Origin of the sequence: Bacillus aerolatus (assembly GCF_009183655.1) — a bacterium.
GTDB lineage: Bacteria > Bacillota > Bacilli > Bacillales > Domibacillaceae > Pseudobacillus > Pseudobacillus aerolatus.
Genome location: NZ_WEIO01000006.1, coordinates 155,011 through 172,661, shown reverse-complemented (window position 1 = coordinate 172,661; position 17,651 = coordinate 155,011). Strand labels below are relative to the sequence as shown.

The following is a 17,651-nucleotide window of genomic DNA, read 5'->3' as shown; positions in this document are numbered from 1 at the left end:
GGATTGCAGCAGCTGCAATCAATAAAGGTGGTACCACGGCTCCCCGTCCTTTGCGACAGGGGGTTTTTTGTGTTTTTTGTTATACATATCAGAAAATCAGTGACTGAGAAGAGTACGCTTGTGCCGTGCGCTACAGAGAGCCGGGATGGTGAGAACCGGTGCCGCACCGCAAGCTGAATGGACTCAGGAGTGGCAGCAGGAAATGGCTGCCCGGCTTCTGCCGTTAACAGGACCCGGATGGGGCGCTTGCCGCCGTTCGGATAAAGAGGAAGCTTTTTGCTTCAATGCGAGGTGGCACCGCGGTTCAACCGTCCTCCGCAGCTGTGATGTATTCATCACAGCTGCGGAGGATTTTTTGTTTTTTTAATCAATAGCTTAAGAGGTGAAAATAATGAAAACGAAAGAAAAAATGGCCTATAAATTAAAAGAAATGGAGGGGGATATGCTGACACCAATCATGCTTTACCACCAAATGCAGGGGGAAAAGAGGTTTTTACTGGAAAGCTCTTATAAGCATGAACAGAGTGGGCGCTATTCTTTTCTCGGCATGGATCCGGTTGAGGAGTATAAGGCAACTGGTAAAAAAGCGGAACGAATCAATCACCGCACAGATGCCGAAGAGCATTACGAAGGGCACAGTCTTCATCAGCTGAAAAGCCTGCTCGGCGAAAGAAAAACCGATAAGCAGCCATTTCCTTTTTTTGGAGGCGGAGTCGGCTACATTGGCTACGACGTGATGTTTCTCGATGAGTTGATCGGAGAAGCATTGGAAGATGAACTGCAGATGCCGGATGTCCACTTTATGTTTTATGACACGTTTATCGTTTACGATCATTTACTGCAAAAAGTAACACTTGCGGCGGTTGATTTATTCGGGGACAGAACCGATGCGGATTTGGAGAAAGCGCTGTTGGCGTTGGAGCACAATGTGATGGGGACTGCTCATCCGCAGCCGGTAGAATCTCTTGAAACACTTCTCTTTACCGGAAATGTCGATCAGGCACAATTCAGCCGCATGGTGGAAACGGCCAAAAATCATATTGTTCGTGGCGATATTTTTCAGGTAGTGCTCTCCCAGCGTCTGAAAGCAGCATTTAACGGTAATCCTTTTTCACTTTACCGGCGGCTAAGAACATCGAACCCCTCACCGTATATGTTTTACATCGATTTTAAAGAATATACTGTGTTAGGAGCATCCCCGGAAAGTCTGATTAGTGTTGCAGACAGGGATGTGACAACGAATCCGATTGCCGGTACGCGGCCGCGCGGTGCTGATGAACAAGAAGACGCAGCGCTTGAAAGGGAGCTGTTGAATGATGAAAAAGAAGTGGCTGAACACCGCATGCTCGTTGATTTAAGCCGCAACGACCTTGGTCGTGTGTGTGAAATTGGGACTGTTCACTTGACTAAATATCAGAAGATTGAAAAATATAAACACGTGATGCATATCGTATCAGAAGTGAGCGGGACGCTTAAAGAAGACGTTCATCCTATTGACGCGTTGTCCGCTTGTCTCCCTGCCGGCACGGTCTCGGGCGCTCCAAAAATCCGCGCCATGCAAATCATCAATGAGCTAGAGTCAGTCAAGCGTGGTTTGTACGCAGGAGCAGTCGGCTATATTTCATCCGATGGCAACTTGGATTTTGCCTTGGCGATCCGGACGATGATTGTGAAAGACGGGCAGGCACATGTACAGGCAGGCGCCGGCATTGTGTACGATTCTATACCCGGAAAAGAATATGAAGAAACAATGCATAAAGCAAAAGCATTGCTGGAGGTGAAATAATGATTTTACTTATTGATAACTATGATTCTTTTACTTATAACTTGTATCAGCAAATCGGATCGCTCGGAAAAAATGTCCGCGTCATCCGCAATGACGAACTGACATTGGAAGAAATTGAATCGCTTGAACCCGAAGCAATTGTGTTATCGCCCGGTCCCGGTACACCGGAAGAAGCAGGCATATGCATAGAAGTTGTTCGCAGCTTTTTCCACCGTATTCCCATACTCGGCATTTGCCTCGGGCATCAGGCAATTGCAGCCGCTTTTGGGGCGAAAATCAGATCGGCGAAAACAATCAAACACGGGAAAATCTCACTTCTGCGGCATGAAGGCAAAGGGATGTTCCAGGCGCTTGCCGGACCGGTGCCTGTTATGCGGTATCATTCACTTTCCGTGGACGGAGACACGCTTCCGCAAAAATTGGAGGTGCTCGCTTATTCAGCGGATGATGAAGAGATTATGGCGATTCGCCACCGGGAGTATCCAGTGTACGGACTGCAGTTTCATCCGGAATCGATTGGAACAAAATCAGGGACGGATATTATTCAACAATTTTTCCGCCAGTACCGGAAGGAGAAAAATATGAAAAAGTATTTAATGAAGCTTTCAGACAAGCAAACACTAGAAGAAGTTGAAATGAAAGAAGCGATTGAAGAGATTTTGCAGGAGGATGCGACAGATAGTGAAATTGCTGCTTTTCTTGTCGCTTTAAAAGCGAAAGGAGAAACGGTAGATGAAATTGCTTCGCTCGTGAACGTGCTGCGCCAAAACGCCCTTGGCACTGGCAAGCAGCTACCTGGGGTGATGGACAATTGCGGAACAGGCGGAGACGGATCTCAAAGTTTTAATATCAGTACAACGTCTGCCTTTGTGCTGGCAGGAGCAGGAGTGAAAGTTGCGAAGCACGGTAACCGCAGCGTTTCTAGTAAAACGGGCAGTGCGGATGTGTTAGAACATTTGGGTATTTCCCTTGAGTACCTTGAAGGGGAAACAGACGAATTGCTTGAAGAGAACGGCATTGCTTTTCTGTTTGCCCCCCACGTTCATCCAAAAATGAAACGAATTATGAAGGTACGCCGCGATTTGAAAATTCCGACAATCTTTAATTTAATCGGACCGCTTACAAATCCGATTCAGCTTGATACACAACTGCTTGGCATTTACCGCCGCGATATGCTAGAAATGATGGCAAGTGTTCTTGATCGTCTTGGCAGAAAACGGGCAGTAGTCGTAAATGGAGCTGGCTACATGGACGAAGCTTCTCTTGCAGGCGAAAATCATTTAATATTATTGGAAGCAGGCCAAACGAAAAAAATGATCATTACCCCAGAAGAAGCGGGATTGCCAACGTACAGCCTGGATGATATTCGCGGCGGCGAAGCAAAAGAAAATGCAGAAATTTTAAAAAGAATACTTGAAGGTGAAAAAGGCGCTCCGCGTGATACGGTTCTGCTGAATGCAGGAATCGGGCTATTCGCTAACGGAAAAGCAAAAACCATTCAAGAAGGCATTCAATTAGCAAGAGAAAGCATTGATTCAGGCGCGGCTTTATCGAAACTTCACTATTTAATCGATTATTCGAAAAAGCAGCAGAAAGTGGGGATTCCAGTATGAGTACAACGATTTTAGATAAAATTTTGGCAAAAAAGCAGGAAGAAGTTGAACGGCTAAAAAGAACATTTCAAGCGGACGGGGTGAAAGAAAAACAGTCAAGAAGATCTTTATATGACCGCTTTTATCAATCTGACAAAATGAATATTATTTCAGAGATTAAAAGAGCCTCTCCTTCAAAAGGAGAGATTAATATTGGTGTCGATCCTGTAGAACAGGCAAAGCAATATGAAGAAAGCGGAGCAGATGCCATTTCAGTTTTGACAGATGAACCATTTTTTAAAGGTACGATGGCGGATTTGCAAGTCGTCCGCCAGACGGTGAGCGTGCCGGTGTTATGCAAAGACTTTATTATTGACAAAATTCAAATTGACCGGGCGATGGCAGCCGGCGCAGATGTGATCTTGCTAATCGCTGCTGCTCTCAACCAAGAACAGCTGCAGCTGCTTTATGGCTATGCGAAAGAACGGGAACTTGATGTGTTACTTGAAGTCCATAACGAAGAAGAAATGGAAAGAGCTCTTCAAGTGAATGCGGACGTGATCGGCATTAATAACCGTGATTTAAAAAGCTTTACCGTTGACCTCGGGATTACCGAGCGGCTGTTAAAGGCTTATTTACATCCGGAAAAAGTCTTCATAGCAGAAAGCGGCATTCAAGCGACGGCTGACGTGGAACGTGTGAAGCAAGCAGGAGCAAAAGGCATTTTAGTTGGCGAGACATTTATGAAAAGCGCTAATATCTCCCAGACGTTCCGTGAATTAAAAATCAGTCTGTGAGGTGAGTAAAGTGAAAGTAAAGATATGCGGCATTCAAGATCTTGATACGGCTCTTTATGCAAAGCAAATTGGTACGGATGCCATCGGGTTTGTTTTTGCTAAAAGCAAGCGGCAATTGACGGCTGAACAAGCTGAAAAAATTGCTGATGGTTTAAAAGAAGGGCCGTTAAAAGTCGGTGTGTTTGTCAATGAGACTCTTGAAGAAATAAAAGCCATTGCCGATCAGGCGGCTTTAGATGTTGTTCAACTGCACGGCGATGAACCGCCTGAGCTGGCCAAACAAATTCACTTACCGGTCATTAAAGCGTTCAGCTTTCAAAAAGGCGCGTCACTTTCTGATATGCTTGCCTATCCGGCGGATTTTATTTTACTGGACAGCCCGATCGGTCCGTATCGGGGCGGCAACGGCACTTCTTTTGACTGGAGTTTGCTGCAAAACGAATCGTTTGACCGCTCACGCTTCATTTTAGCAGGCGGACTAAATACGGAAAACGTGGAAGAAGCGATCCAAATCGTCCAGCCGTTTGCTGTAGACGTCTCGAGCGGAGTAGAAACGAACGGTATGAAAGATAAAATGAAAATGAAACGATTTATTCAAACAGCGAAGGGAGCAAAACAGGATGACTACATATACACAACCAGATGAGCGGGGACATTTCGGCACATTCGGAGGCAGATACGTCCCAGAAACACTGATGCAAGCCGTTTTGGAATTAGAAGAAGCATATGGAGAAGCGATGAAAGATCCGGACTTCTTAAGGGAATTGAACGAATATTTAACGGACTATGTCGGTCGGGAAAACCCGCTTTATTTTGCCCGCAATTTAACTGAAAAGCTGGGCGGGGCGAAAATTTATTTAAAACGAGAAGATTTGAACCATACCGGAGCTCATAAAATTAATAACACGATCGGACAGGCGCTTTTAGCCGTCAGAATGGGGAAAAAGAAAGTGGTGGCAGAAACCGGCGCTGGTCAGCATGGGGTCGCAACAGCAACCGTTTGTGCACTGCTTAATCTGGAATGCGTCATTTTTATGGGGGCAGAAGATATTCGCCGCCAAAAATTAAACGTATTCCGCATGGAACTGCTCGGGGCAAAAGTAGTAAGTGTGAGCCAAGGAAGCAGCACACTAAAAGATGCTGTGAATGAAGCGCTGCGCTACTGGGTGGCAAATGTAGAGGATACCCACTATATTATGGGATCTGTACTTGGACCGCATCCATTCCCGCAAATGGTCCGTGATTTCCAAAGCGTGATCGGAACTGAAACGAAAGAGCAGATGCTGAAAAAAGAAGGCAGACTTCCAGAAGCAGTCGTTGCCTGCATCGGCGGCGGCAGTAACGCGATGGGCATGTTTTACCCATTCATCAATGACACAGAAGTAAAATTATACGGCGTGGAAGCGGCGGGCAGCGGCATTGACACAGATGAGCATGCTGCTTCTCTCACAAAAGGAAAAGTCGGCGTGCTTCATGGCAGTAAAATGTACCTTCTCCAAGATGAAGCTGGTCAAATTCAGGAAGCTCATTCCATTTCAGCCGGTTTGGATTATCCGGGCGTAGGGCCGGAACACAGTTTACTGAAAGACATCGGCCGTGTGAAATATACAGCTGTGACCGATGAGGAAGCGCTCGAAGGCTTTAAATTACTGACGCAGTCGGAAGGAATTATTCCTGCACTGGAAAGTTCTCATGCAATTGCCTACGCGGCAAAATTGGCAAAAACAATGGGCAAAGATGAATGCATCGCTGTTTGTTTATCAGGCAGGGGCGACAAAGATGTAGAAGCGATTCAAGAAAGGCTAGGAGGGGAAAAAGGTGAGTAAATACAAATTGGCAGAAGCTTTTCAAGCCGTGCAGGACAAAAATGAAAAAGCCTTTGTATCTTATATTATGGCTGGAGACGGCGGTCTTGCTGCTTTGAAAGATCAGCTTCTTTATTTGCAGGAAATCGGAGTCACTGTGGCAGAAATCGGCATTCCTTTTTCCGATCCGGTCGCAGACGGTCCAGTCATTCAAGAAGCCGGCAAACGGGCGCTTGCACAAGGCGTCACATTAAAAGGAGTGCTGGAATATTTGGCGGTCCATAAAGATGAACTCCAGATTCCGATCGTGCTTATGACGTATTTAAATCCGGTGTTTCAATACGGAGCGGAAGCATTCGCGAAAGACAGCAGCAAGGCAGGAGTATCAGGAGTGATTATTCCTGACATGCCGCTTGAAGAAGAAGTGGAAGTGAGCGCAGCGCTGAAAAAGAGCGACCTTGCCTTGATCCGTTTAGTCACCTTGACAAGCCCGGAAGAACGAGTGGCGAAAATTACGGATGGAGCGGAAGGGTTTATTTACGCCGTAACGGTAAAAGGCATAACCGGTGTCCGTACGAGCTACCAAGATGATGTAGCTGCTTATTTAGAGCGGATCAAATCGAAAAGTGCGGTTCCAGTGTTAGCCGGTTTTGGTGTCTCTTCAAAAGAGCAGGCAGCCGAGCTCGGACAGCATTGCGACGGTGTGATTGTCGGCAGTAAAATTGTCGAACTGTTTCACGAAGGAAAAAAAGAAGACATTAAACAGCTGCTGCCACATGCAACGGTTAAATCAAGATAACAAACAAGGCTGCCCGGAGAAGGCAGCCTTGTTTGTCAATATTATTCGCCGACACTTCTTCGCGAAGCCAGCAAATGCTTTCTAAATGAATCATTGTATTCGTCATTATGATTACCTGTTTTTTTAATAGTGTACCATACGAACTGTATTGAAAGATGTTGAATATACTACAAGGGGTATTTGGAAAAAAGTGATTTTCACATTAAGATAGAAAAAGTGAAGTATTTTTTTAAATAAAAATATACCCCTGTATGTGTAATGAAGAAGGAGGACTTTTTATGAATAAAACAGCTAAAGAAGTAAAAAACAGTAGGCGTTCAGGAAATAGATCAACTTGTAAAAGGTGGAGCATTACTAATCGATGTCAGGGATGAATCAGAAAGATTGATGGGATATATAGAAGGAAGCAAAAATATTCCGCTTGGAGAATTAATAAACCGTCTTAGCGAAATTCCTAAAGACAAGCCGGTGTATGTGTCCTGCCAAGTAGGCAAGCGCGGGGAAGCAGCCGCTAAATTATTAAGCGAAAATGGCTTTGAGGCTTTTAATGTGATAGGCGGTTATCGAGCATATGCGGACTACCAGCAAGCTTCGTCATCTCATAATAATATTCCGGCTGCCCAGCCAACACGGGCAAAGGATGTTAAACCAGACGTGAAATTAAACTGCTCAGGATTACAATGTCCGGGACCGATCAGCCAGGTGTTCCAAACAATGAACCGCATGAAGGATGGCGAAGTGCTGGAAGTAAAAGTGGCCGATCCGGGGTTCATCCCCGATGTGAAGGCGTGGTGCTCCAACACCGGAAATACGTATATTAGCAGTGAAACAGCCGGCAGCACGACGACTGTGTACGTCAAAAAAGGGGCAGCTGCCCAGACGGCTGACGCAAACACAACTAAAGGAGCCACGCTTGTTGTTTTCAATTAGGATTTGGACAAAGCCATTGCTTCCTTTATTATTGCGACAGGAGCGGCAGCGATGGGGAAAAAAGTGACCATGTTTTTTACGTTCTGGGGGTTGAATATTCTTCGCCGGGAGGAGGAAGTGCCTCAGGAAGGAAAAGACTTTATGGAGAAGATGTTCACTAAAATGATGCCGGCTGGTCCTAAAAACTTGCCTATTTCCAATATGAATATGGGCGGCATGGGAGCAAGAATGATCCGGCAGGTCATGGAAAAGAAAAACGTGGACAGTTTAGAGCAGCTTATGCAAAACGCTATGGACATGGGCGTCAATATTGTTGCTTGTGCCATGAGTATGGACGTCATGGGGATTAGAAAAGAAGAATTAATCGATGGTGTAGAGATTGGCGGGGTAGCCGCTTATCTTGGTCAGGCAGAAGAAGCTAATTTGAATTTATTTAATCACTTTAGCCCGTGCGCAGACGGAAAAAGTCAGCTCACGGGCTTTTTTTTATTTCATTGTTGTCACAAAGACTATCTTCTCTTCCTCTAAAAAAACGCATGCACGCAGTCGTTAAAACAGCAATTTTTACTCATAAAGCAGAGAAAAAATGTATAAATGAAGAGTTACATAATAATTGTGAATTTTTTTTGAAAAAACATTGGATTTTTCTAGGAAGAGTAGTAAGATGGTACATGGAAAAATGATGCTGCTCCTTTTAGGCATAAATATAAAGCAATGAATCAAGCGGGGAGATGGCATTTAACTTGCTAATTAACAGAATGAATTTCACTTGTCAAATTCTAATGGCGAAAAATGTAGAATATATTTAGCAAAATAAGCTCAAACGCTTCCCCTTAGTACTTTGCAATGGTAAGATGTCCTTGTAGGCAGTATAAATTTTCAATCTGGGTGTATCATTGTGAATAAAGTGGTATTTTAAGACATTGTACACTCATAAAAATATTTTTCAGTAAAAATTAATGGGCGAAATAGTTGGAGGTTTTTCAGAATGAAAATGCAGACAGCCCAAGGGAATCCGTGGAGTCATTTCTCCGGACCAAACCTTGGATATGTAATGGAGTTGTACGAGCACTATTTAGAAAATCCTGATTCAGTGGATCCTGAAATGAAACAAATGTTTGAAGAATGGGGAGCGCCTGTGGCAGATGTGCTGCATGAAGAAGGCGGCCAGGCAGCTGTGCCTGCATCAAGCAATGACTTGAATGTTCTGTTTAACGCAGTAAAACTCGCTGACAGCATCCGTACGTATGGACATCTTGCGGCAGATATCAATCCGTTGAATGACCGCAACAAAGATACGTACCGTATCGAATTAAGCACATTCAACTTAACGGAAGAAGAGCTGAGAAAAGTCCCTGTTCAATATTTATGCCCTGATGCACCAGCGCATATTAAAGACGGATTTGATGCAATCCAACATTTGAAAAAAGTCTACACAGATAAACTGGCTTTTGAACTAGCCCAAGTCCATGATTTAGAAGAAAGAAAATGGTTCAGAAAGCAAATTGAATCAACTAATTATTATCCAACATTTTCAAATGAGCAAAAAGTTCAGCTGTTAAAACGATTAACGGAAGTGGAAGGTTTTGAAAAGTTTATCCACAAGACGTTCGTCGGGCAAAAACGCTTTTCTATCGAAGGTCTGGATGCGATGGTTCCCCTCCTTGATGAACTCGTCAGCCATTCAGCCGAGAGAGGTGCAAAAACGATTAATATCGGGATGGCCCACAGAGGTCGTTTAAATGTTCTTGCCCATACTCTAGGTAAGCCATATGAAATGATTTTTGCGGAGTTCCAACACGCGCCAAGCAAAAATTTGCTTCCTGAAGGCTCTATGAAAATGACTACATATGGCTGGACAGGTGATGTAAAGTACCATCTTGGTGCAGATCACAGTTTCAAAGATGACGCTGATGTGACTCGTGTAACGCTTGCTAACAACCCGAGCCACCTTGAAGTGGTGAGCCCGATTGTGACCGGTTACACAAGAGCAGCTCAAGAAAAGCGTACAAAACCTGGCCACCCTGAACAAAATACAGAGTCTGCTCTGGCGATTTTGATTCACGGCGATGCTGCTTTCCCTGGACAAGGCATTGTAAGTGAGACATTTAACATGAGCAGAATTCCTGGTTACCAAACAGGCGGATCCATTCATATCATTGCAAATAATATGATTGGATTTACGACGGAAAGCTATGATTCCCGTTCAACTCGTTACGCTTCTGACTTGGCAAAAGGATTTGAAGTACCGATCGTTCACGTGAACGCTGACGATCCGGAAGCTTGTATTGCTGCAGCGGTCATGGCGGTTGATTACCGCAATCGATTTGGAAAAGACTTCGTGATTGACTTAATCGGCTATCGCCGTTTCGGACATAATGAAATGGATGAGCCGATGACGACGAACCCGATGATGTATCAAATGGTTCACCAACATCCGACAGCCCGGGAAATTTATGCGGAAAAGCTCGTTAACCGCGGAGTGGTTTCGAAGGATGAAGCTAATAAACTTTATGAAGACAATGAAAAGAAATTGAAAGATCTGTATGAAACGGTCCCTAAGAAAGATGAAAACCCGGATATTATTATGAATCCGCCAAAATTCGTTGAAAAAGAACTTCCAACTAGCGAGACAGGAGTGGAAGTTGATGTTTTAAGCCGAATTAACAGCGAACTACTAAATTGGCCGGAAGATTTGAACGTCTTTAAAAAGCTGGAACGTATTTTAAAACGCCGCGAAGGTGTAATTGAAAAAGATGGACAAGTTGATTGGGGCCATGCGGAAACACTTGCTTTTGCTTCTATTTTAAAAAATGGAACTCCAATTCGTTTGACTGGCCAGGATTCTCAGCGTGGTACATTTGCTCACCGCAATCTTGTGCTCCATGATGAAAAATCAGGCACGGAATATGTACCACTTAATAATTTAGAAGGGTCGAATGCATCCTTTACTGTCATTAACAGCCCATTGACGGAAACAGCTGTTGTTGGTTTTGAATACGGCTATAACGTATTCTCTCCAGAAACACTTGTTCTTTGGGAAGCTCAATTCGGTGATTTTGCCAATATGGCACAAGTCATGTTTGATCAGTTTGTTTCTTCCGGCCGGGCGAAGTGGGGACAAAAATCCGGGCTCGTTATGCTCTTGCCTCATGGTTACGAGGGACAAGGACCGGAGCACTCAAGCGGCCGTTTAGAACGCTTCCTGCAGAACGCCGCAGAAAATAACTGGACGGTGGCCAACTTGTCTTCAACGGCTCAATATTTCCATATTCTGCGCCGCCAGGCATCTATTTTGCAGAAAGAAGAAGTGCGCCCGCTCGTTATTATGACGCCGAAGAGCTTGCTGCGCCACCCATTGGCTGCTTCTAAAGCTTCAGAACTCACTTCTGGTACTTTTAAAGCGGTAGTAGAGGAACCAAGACTCGGCAGCAATCCGGAAAAAGTGGAAAGAATCGTTCTTTGCAGCGGTAAAGTAGCGATTGATCTAGCTGAACAAATCAGTAAAACAGAAGCCCTTGACTGGCTGCATGTTTTAAGAGTGGAAGAATTGTATCCATTCCCGAAAGAAGAAATAAAAGAGTTTTTAGCCCGATACCCACACGTAAAAGAAGTTGTATGGCTGCAAGAAGAACCACAAAACTTCGGTGCGTGGACTTATATCGATGCGCGGCTTCGCGACGTGGCGCCTGAAGAAGCAAGCGTCCGTTACATTGGCCGCCGCCGCCGCTCCAGCCCTTCTGAAGGGGATGCGATTGTTCATAAAAAAGAACAGGCGCGTATTTTAAAAGCGGCTATTACGAAAGAATAATAAACTGGATGAAAAGCGGACAGGCCGTTTTATTCCTGGCCTGTTCAGCTTTCAAATAAATTACTTTCATTTTAACAATGACTGATTAGATGAATGCACATTAGAGGAGGACACGAAAGTGGCTGAAATTAAAGTTCCGGAGTTGGCAGAATCAATCTCTGAAGGTACAATAGCGCAATGGCTGAAGCAGCCTGGAGATGTTGTAGAAAAAGGAGAATACATCGTTGAACTTGAAACAGATAAGGTAAACGTGGAAGTTATTTCCGAAGAAGGCGGCGTTATTCAAGAACTGAAAGCAGCTGAAGGAGATACAGTGGAAGTTGGCCAAGTAATTGCCATTGTAGGAGAAGCAGGCAGCGCGGCTGCATCTGCACCAGCGGAAGAAGCGCCAAAAGAAGCTCTTCAACAAGAAGAAGTGAAACAAGAAGCAGTACAAGAAGGACCGGCAGTAGAAGAAACGAAGCAGCGCCCAATTGCCTCACCTGCGGCTCGCAAGCTGGCTCGTGAAAAAGGCATTGATTTAAATGAGGTTCCTACAGTTGATCCAATGGGCCGAGTGCGCAAGCAAGATGTAGGTTCATATTCTGCAAATGAACCAAAACAAACGGCGCCTCAACAACAAGCAATTAAGCCATCTCAAGCTTCTGCGCCAAAACAAGACGATGGCAAGCCGGTCGTGCGTGAAAAAATGAGCCGCCGCCGCCAAACAATTGCTAAACGACTTGTAGAAGTACAGCAAACAGCAGCAATGCTCACTACGTTCAATGAAATCGATATGACAGCGGTCATGGAACTGCGCAAACGTAAAAAAGACAAATTCTTTGAAGATCACGATGTCCGCCTAGGATTTATGTCTTTCTTTACGAAAGCAGTTGTCGCTGCGTTGAAAAAATATCCGTATGTAAACGCAGAAATTGATGGAAATGAATTTGTATTGAAGCAATTTTATGATATCGGTGTAGCCGTTTCTACTGATGAAGGTCTCGTAGTACCTGTTGTCCGTGACTGTGATCGTAAAAACTTTGCTGAAATCGAAGGAGATATTTTAGGGCTCGCTTTGAAAGCGCGTGACAACAAATTGGCTTTAAGCGACCTTCAAGGAGGCACATTCACTATCACAAATGGCGGTGTGTTCGGCTCGTTGCTTTCTACACCGATCCTGAATGGCACACAAGTAGGTATTCTTGGCATGCACACGATTCAAACGCGCCCTGTAGCTATCGATAAAGATCGTATGGAAAACCGTCCAATGATGTATGTGGCTCTTTCTTATGATCATAGAATCATTGATGGAAAAGAAGCGGTAGGATTCTTGAAAATGGTGAAAGATTTAATTGAAAATCCGGAAGATCTTTTGCTTGAAGGATAAAGATAAGAAAACCAGCCTCCTGCAGGCTGGTTTTCTGTTGCTTAATGGGGACGGGTCTACGGCAAGCGTAAGCGCCTAGCCCCTCGAGGTCAAATAACCCTTCCTCAATGAAGTCAAAAAAGACCGACTTCTTTATAGAAAAGAGGAGGCGACTGCTCTAGGGCGACAAGCATATGGCAGGCTGTCGAGCCACTTTCGCTTTTTTGTTCTTTTTGCTTTTACAAAAAAGGTATGCCATATACTGGCATACCTTCATCATTTTAAGTTAATTTTTTGTGGTGATAAGACCTCGTTTTTGCACTTCAGTTCGGAGCATTCTAATCCAATCTGCGTCTTGGCCTTTGTTCTTTGCGTCCCGATAGGCTGCTACAAGCATTTCATTACTCATGATTTTCATGAAATTACCTCCTTCAAATAGGTCGGTACTGCCGTGGCTTTGAAAGTAAACAATAAAGATTAATCTTTATTTTCTGTTATTATACATAATTATACGGAGTTTTTAAAGAATATCTTTTAATTTCCTTCGAAAGTAAGAGGGAGAAATAAAAAGACTAGCCTTTTAGACCTGATGGGCTGCCTGCTTCATAGAAAATGAATTTGTATTAAATAATAACATTATGTAAACTGAAGTTATCTTAAGTAAGGACAAACGTTCTTATTCAATGAAACAACTTTTCAGCCTGAATTCAATTATGCTATGATAAAAAGAGAAACCATTACGTCTATTATCAATAGGCTAGTAATTGAAAGGAGAAATTATGAATCATCTTCAATGGACAAAAAAAGAGACAGTGAAGCAAGTGAAATGCCTTCATACGAATGCTAAAAAGTATATGGTAGAAAACAGATTAACTCCAGGACAGCTTTATGATGTCAAAAATGAAACGGAAGAATTTTATTTTCTCGTCGATGATAAAGGGAAAATATCAGGCTTTTACAAAGAATATTTTGAATAACTTAATTAGATGTTTGAAATAATGATCGCAATTTAGGAAAAAGAGTGGAAATGCCCGCTTTGAATAATATGAAAAAATTGCTAGTATTTACAGGGTTTTTTTGTTAAGATAATGGGCAGGGAAGAGGCTGGCAATTTTGACAGTCCAACTTTTTCCATACATAAATATCAGATTGTTTGTGTCCATCATAGGGGGAGTACAGGTGTTTGATGAAAGAATTGCATTAAAAGTCAGATTGGAACAGCTGGCTAATTCAGAATTTAGAATTATACAGGAATTTCAAAAAGAGAGAGAGGCTATTTTCCGCCGATTAAAAGAATTGGACGCTATTGATGCAGGAAAAGCTGAAAGTTCAAAAGAAATTGTATCAATGACTAAAATTGGCGGTTTGCCGCAAGAAAGAAAGAGAAGAGGGCGGCGCAGCGAAAATCTTGAAGAACTGCGTAAAATGGCAGTCTCCATATTAAAAGTTCAGAACACACCTATTCGTGGAGTTGAACTTCAACGGCAAATTGAAGGGGAAACAGGAAAAAAGATAGCCAATATGACAACATTTATGGTTGGACTCGAACGTGAAAACCATCGGGTTCGTAAATTAGGAAGAGGACTATACATATATGAGTATGAAGACTGATTGCTGTGGCGGTCAGTTTTTTTATCGTCTAGCTCCCTTGAGGTCAAATAACCTTTCATTAATGAAGTCAAAAGGCGGATTGCCTTGATGAAAGAACATTTTTGCCTAAGGCTGGTCAAGACGCTTACGCTTTTGTTCTTTCTCAATTAATTTACGCCTGCCCAATGAAAATGTATGATAGAAAAGATGAGTTACTTTAAAGAGGAAAGGAACGATTTTCGTGTTTAATAAAGAATTGCCATCTGCAGTTGAGCGGAAAATAAAAGAAAGAAATCAAATGTTTATACATACGGAAGAAAGCTGGCTCATTGGAAATAAAGGATATCAGCCTGAGGATCAATCGATCTTACTTGACGCTGTCCTAGCCCTTTCTTTAGGAAAAAATGTGTTATTAAAAGGCCCGACAGGATCAGGAAAAACGAAGCTGGCCGAAACGCTGTCAGCCATTTTCTCTCAGCCGATGCACAGCATCAACTGTTCAGTCGATCTTGATGCTGAAGCCATGATTGGCTACAAAACCATTGCAGAACAAAATGGAAAGCATGTTATCGAATTTGTTCCGGGTCCGGTTGTTAAAGCGATGAAAAAAGGCCATTTGCTTTATATAGATGAAATTAATATGGCTAAGCCGGAAACACTGCCTCTGCTCAACGGAGTATTAGATTACCGGCGGATGATTACTAACCCATTTACGGGAGAAGTGATTACCGCAGAGCCGTCTTTCGGTGTCATTGCGGCTATTAATGAAGGGTACGTAGGGACCGTTCCTTTAAATGAGGCGTTAAAAAACCGTTTCATTGTGATTGACGTTCCTTATATAGGCGGGGAAACACTTATTCACGTTTTAAAAGCCGAGAGCCAGCTGCAAGATAGTAAATTGATTGAGCGATTTGCAGCTTTATCACAAGATTTAATCACTCAAGTAAAAAACGGACAAATATCAGAGGAAGCAGCATCTATCCGGGCATTGATTGATACGTGCGATTTAGCTTTGTATATGCCTCCTTTGCGGGCCATCCAGCGTGGAATTATCGATAAGCTTGAAGATGAACGAGAACAGGCAGCAGTGAAAAATATTGCTGAAACACTTTTCGAATGAGGAGATTTCATGAAACGCTTTATTCAATTTAATGATGAGACGATCGATTCTTTTTTGTTTATGCAATTGTCTGACTTGGCGAAAACATTAACTAAAGAACCGGAAGTTGAAGTAGAGTATAGTCCTTACGCTTATGTAAATAAGCAGGAAAACAAAATTTATGTCAGTCATTTTTGGAATCACCGGCCGGCAGGGGATACGTGGGACGGCTTTAAATCGGACATCTTTTTGCGGGCGCTTGGCAGCTGGAAGCATACGGATGAACAAGCGATAAGGGCATTTTTGCAGCAAATCGAACGTTCTCCCATCTTAACATTTGCCAAGCAGCTTGTTGTCATGGCAGAAGATATAAGGCTGGAGGAGATATGTAAAAAAGATCGCCCTGGCACAAAGAAAGCATTTGCTGCAAGGAGAAGAATGTATCGGCAGTATTTCACTACACAGTTGAATGTGAACCTTGTCAAAAGCTTGTCTGCCGATGCTCTGTTTAATTTACAATTTATTTTATTACATGCGGACTCCCCGGTAGATCCGCCGTTTATCAATCAAGAAATAGAGGCGGCCATGCCTTTTTTGCAAAGGTCAATCATGGAATTTTACGATGCGCGCTCAACCGCTGACGTGATTAAAATCAGTGAAACGATGGTGGAAATAATGGAAGAAATATTAAACCATGATTTGTTGAACCAATATTTCCACCTCCCCGAACTTTCTGCGTATGAGAATATGGAAGGTGACAACTTTCATGATTTAAAAAGAAAAGACCCGCTCGCAAATGATGACCGCCTGGAGGAAGAAAAATCTGGCGAAGAAGAAATTTTAGATGAAGAGTTTCGTACGTGGCACCGGGAAACGAGCGAGCTCGGCAGCAGCTTTCTACAATTTGATTTGGATCAAGGGTCAAAAACGGAGCTGATGGGCGAGGGGGTAAGAGAAGGAGAAGCAGGAGATCAGGCGCTCGCAATGGTGCAAGGTTCAGCCCAGGAAACAAGCCGCAAAGACTTTGCTAATCTGCCGGCCGAAAACTTAAAAAAAGAAGTGCAAGGCGGCGGCCAAGCAGTGTTTGGAAAAGAAAACCGCTTTGCTGTTCCTTGCTTTAAGAAAGCTGAACCAGCTGATCCGGAAGCGATTAATAAATATAAAAAGCAAAAAGCGCAAATTGCTTCTCTGCAAAAAAAGTTGAAAAACATGATTGAGAAAACACTTGAACATAAAAAAATTCAGCCGCGCGGTGATCTGCACAGAGGGCGATTAAATAAAAAACTCATCCGCTTCTTCATAGAGGATCAGCCACGGCTGTTTTATAAGAAGCAGGAGCCATCGACTGAAATTGATGCCACTTTTACACTTCTTGTTGATTGCTCGGCTTCCATGCAAGACAAAATGGAACAAACGAAACTCGGGATCGTATTGTTTCATGAAGCGTTAAAATCCGTTAGAGTCCCACATGAAGTAATTGGATTTTGGGAAGATACGAGCGGGGCATCTGACACGATGCAGCCTAATTACTTTCATACAGTCATCGACTACGAGGCGTCACTTCAGTCAGCAAGCGGTCCTGAAGTTATGCAGCTTGAACCGGAAGAAGATAATCGAGACGGTTTTGCTATTCGGGTTGTAACAGAAAGGATAAAAAGAAGAAGCGAAAAGCAAAAATTTCTGCTTGTTTTTTCTGATGGAGAACCAGCAGCATACGATTATGACCGCAATGGAATCATTGATACACATGAAGCTGTGCTCGAAGCACGTAAACTTGGAATAGAAGTTATTAACGTGTTTCTTGCAGATGGGGAAATTGCTGAAGCTCAGCAGAAAACGATACAAAATATATATGGAAAATATAGTATATTTGTTACAGATATAAATGAATTGCCTCATGTTATCTTTCCGTTATTGAAAAAATTATTATATAAAAGTTTTTAACGAGGAGAGAAATAGTAATTTTCTCTCCTTAGTATAGTACATTGTTATCTTTTAATATTAAAGATTCTAATAGTTCTGTTGACACATCTTGTCGAAATGAGTAGAATAAGACTCGGTATTAAGGAGGAGAGAGAAGATCCGTTCTTTAAT

Annotated in this window: 15 protein-coding genes and 2 other annotated features (1 of these 17 running past the window's edge); of the genes, 14 read left to right on the top strand and 1 reads right to left on the bottom strand. The window is 43.1% G+C overall.

Features of this window, described 5'->3' with window-relative positions; translation table 11 throughout:
• Positions 1–54, top strand: a binding site (T-box leader) (it extends 195 nt beyond the left edge of the window).
• A gap of 36 nt (positions 55–90) precedes the next feature.
• Positions 91–319, top strand: a binding site (T-box leader).
• A 72-nt stretch (positions 320–391) separates the two neighbouring features.
• The 10 genes from trpE to odhB all read left to right on the top strand — a co-directional run bounded on the left by trpE (position 392) and on the right by odhB (position 12,889).
• Complete coding sequence (trpE, locus tag F9802_RS11840; protein WP_152152179.1) at positions 392–1,786, top strand: anthranilate synthase component I; 1,395 nt, start codon at positions 392–394, stop codon at positions 1,784–1,786.
• Positions 1,786–3,399 (top strand): bifunctional anthranilate synthase component II/anthranilate phosphoribosyltransferase, encoded by a 1,614-nt coding sequence (locus F9802_RS11835; protein WP_152152178.1) that lies wholly within the window; start codon positions 1,786–1,788, stop codon positions 3,397–3,399. Before trpE ends, F9802_RS11835 begins: the two co-directional genes overlap by 1 nt.
• Positions 3,396–4,175: an indole-3-glycerol phosphate synthase TrpC gene (trpC, locus tag F9802_RS11830; protein WP_152152176.1), complete on the top strand. Its 780-nt coding sequence runs from the start codon at positions 3,396–3,398 to the stop codon at positions 4,173–4,175. The genes F9802_RS11835 and trpC overlap by 4 nt, the downstream gene beginning before the upstream one ends.
• 10 nt (positions 4,176–4,185) lie before the next feature.
• On the top strand, positions 4,186–4,821 hold the full coding sequence (locus F9802_RS11825) for a phosphoribosylanthranilate isomerase (protein WP_152152174.1): 636 nt from the start codon (positions 4,186–4,188) through the stop codon (positions 4,819–4,821).
• Positions 4,796–6,001: a tryptophan synthase subunit beta gene (gene trpB, locus F9802_RS11820; protein ID WP_152152172.1), complete on the top strand. Its 1,206-nt coding sequence runs from the start codon at positions 4,796–4,798 to the stop codon at positions 5,999–6,001. Before F9802_RS11825 ends, trpB begins: the two co-directional genes overlap by 26 nt.
• Complete coding sequence (trpA, locus tag F9802_RS11815) at positions 5,994–6,779, top strand: tryptophan synthase subunit alpha (RefSeq protein WP_152152171.1); 786 nt, start codon at positions 5,994–5,996, stop codon at positions 6,777–6,779. The genes trpB and trpA overlap by 8 nt, the downstream gene beginning before the upstream one ends.
• A gap of 324 nt (positions 6,780–7,103) precedes the next feature.
• Positions 7,104–7,709 (top strand): sulfurtransferase TusA family protein, encoded by a 606-nt coding sequence (locus F9802_RS19955; RefSeq protein WP_225435329.1) that lies wholly within the window; start codon positions 7,104–7,106, stop codon positions 7,707–7,709.
• Positions 7,710–7,712: 3 nt separating this feature from the next.
• On the top strand, positions 7,713–8,237 hold the full coding sequence (locus F9802_RS19950) for a DsrE/DsrF/DrsH-like family protein (RefSeq protein WP_225435320.1): 525 nt from the start codon (positions 7,713–7,715) through the stop codon (positions 8,235–8,237).
• A gap of 460 nt (positions 8,238–8,697) precedes the next feature.
• Positions 8,698–11,520 (top strand): 2-oxoglutarate dehydrogenase E1 component, encoded by a 2,823-nt coding sequence (locus tag F9802_RS11805; protein ID WP_152152169.1) that lies wholly within the window; start codon positions 8,698–8,700, stop codon positions 11,518–11,520.
• A gap of 118 nt (positions 11,521–11,638) precedes the next feature.
• The gene (gene odhB, locus F9802_RS11800) at positions 11,639–12,889 is read left to right on the top strand and encodes a 2-oxoglutarate dehydrogenase complex dihydrolipoyllysine-residue succinyltransferase (protein ID WP_152152167.1); all 1,251 of its coding nucleotides are present in this window, start codon (positions 11,639–11,641) and stop codon (positions 12,887–12,889) included.
• 265 nt (positions 12,890–13,154) lie between these two features.
• Here odhB and sda read toward each other — a convergent pair whose 3' ends face one another.
• Positions 13,155–13,286 carry a sporulation histidine kinase inhibitor Sda gene (gene sda / locus F9802_RS11795; protein WP_152152165.1) on the bottom strand — a complete coding sequence of 44 codons (132 nt, stop codon included), beginning with the start codon at positions 13,284–13,286 and terminating at the stop codon, positions 13,155–13,157.
• A 361-nt stretch (positions 13,287–13,647) separates the two neighbouring features.
• On the opposite strand from sda, the gene F9802_RS11790 reads away from it, so the two are divergent.
• From F9802_RS11790 to F9802_RS11775, 4 genes are all read left to right on the top strand, one after another.
• Positions 13,648–13,845 carry a DUF6501 family protein gene (locus F9802_RS11790; RefSeq protein WP_152152163.1) on the top strand — a complete coding sequence of 66 codons (198 nt, stop codon included), beginning with the start codon at positions 13,648–13,650 and terminating at the stop codon, positions 13,843–13,845.
• A gap of 202 nt (positions 13,846–14,047) precedes the next feature.
• On the top strand, positions 14,048–14,479 hold the full coding sequence (locus F9802_RS11785) for a Rok-like winged helix domain-containing protein (RefSeq protein ID WP_152152161.1): 432 nt from the start codon (positions 14,048–14,050) through the stop codon (positions 14,477–14,479).
• Between the two features lie 277 nt (positions 14,480–14,756).
• Positions 14,757–15,578 (top strand): ATP-binding protein, encoded by an 822-nt coding sequence (locus tag F9802_RS11780; protein ID WP_152152289.1) that lies wholly within the window; start codon positions 14,757–14,759, stop codon positions 15,576–15,578.
• Between the two features lie 9 nt (positions 15,579–15,587).
• Positions 15,588–17,501, top strand: a complete 1,914-nt coding sequence (locus F9802_RS11775; protein ID WP_152152159.1) for a vWA domain-containing protein — start codon at positions 15,588–15,590, stop codon at positions 17,499–17,501.
• Positions 17,502–17,651 lie beyond the last annotated feature (150 nt).

Excerpts from the sequence above, each read along its gene's own strand:
- trpB (WP_152152172.1), top strand. The coding sequence starts at position 4,796 with ATGACTACATATACACAACCAGATGAGCGGGGACATTTCGGCACATTC.
- F9802_RS11780 (WP_152152289.1), top strand. The coding sequence starts at position 14,757 with ATGTTTATACATACGGAAGAAAGCTGGCTCATTGGAAATAAAGGATAT.
- trpC (WP_152152176.1), top strand. The coding sequence starts at position 3,396 with ATGAGTACAACGATTTTAGATAAAATTTTGGCAAAAAAGCAGGAAGAA.
- F9802_RS11790 (WP_152152163.1), top strand. The coding sequence starts at position 13,648 with ATGAATCATCTTCAATGGACAAAAAAAGAGACAGTGAAGCAAGTGAAA.
- F9802_RS11775 (WP_152152159.1), top strand. The coding sequence starts at position 15,588 with ATGAAACGCTTTATTCAATTTAATGATGAGACGATCGATTCTTTTTTG.
- sda (WP_152152165.1), bottom strand. The coding sequence starts at position 13,286 with ATGAAAATCATGAGTAATGAAATGCTTGTAGCAGCCTATCGGGACGCA.
- F9802_RS11805 (WP_152152169.1), top strand. The coding sequence starts at position 8,698 with ATGAAAATGCAGACAGCCCAAGGGAATCCGTGGAGTCATTTCTCCGGA.
- F9802_RS11835 (WP_152152178.1), top strand. The coding sequence starts at position 1,786 with ATGATTTTACTTATTGATAACTATGATTCTTTTACTTATAACTTGTAT.
- trpE (WP_152152179.1), top strand. The coding sequence starts at position 392 with ATGAAAACGAAAGAAAAAATGGCCTATAAATTAAAAGAAATGGAGGGG.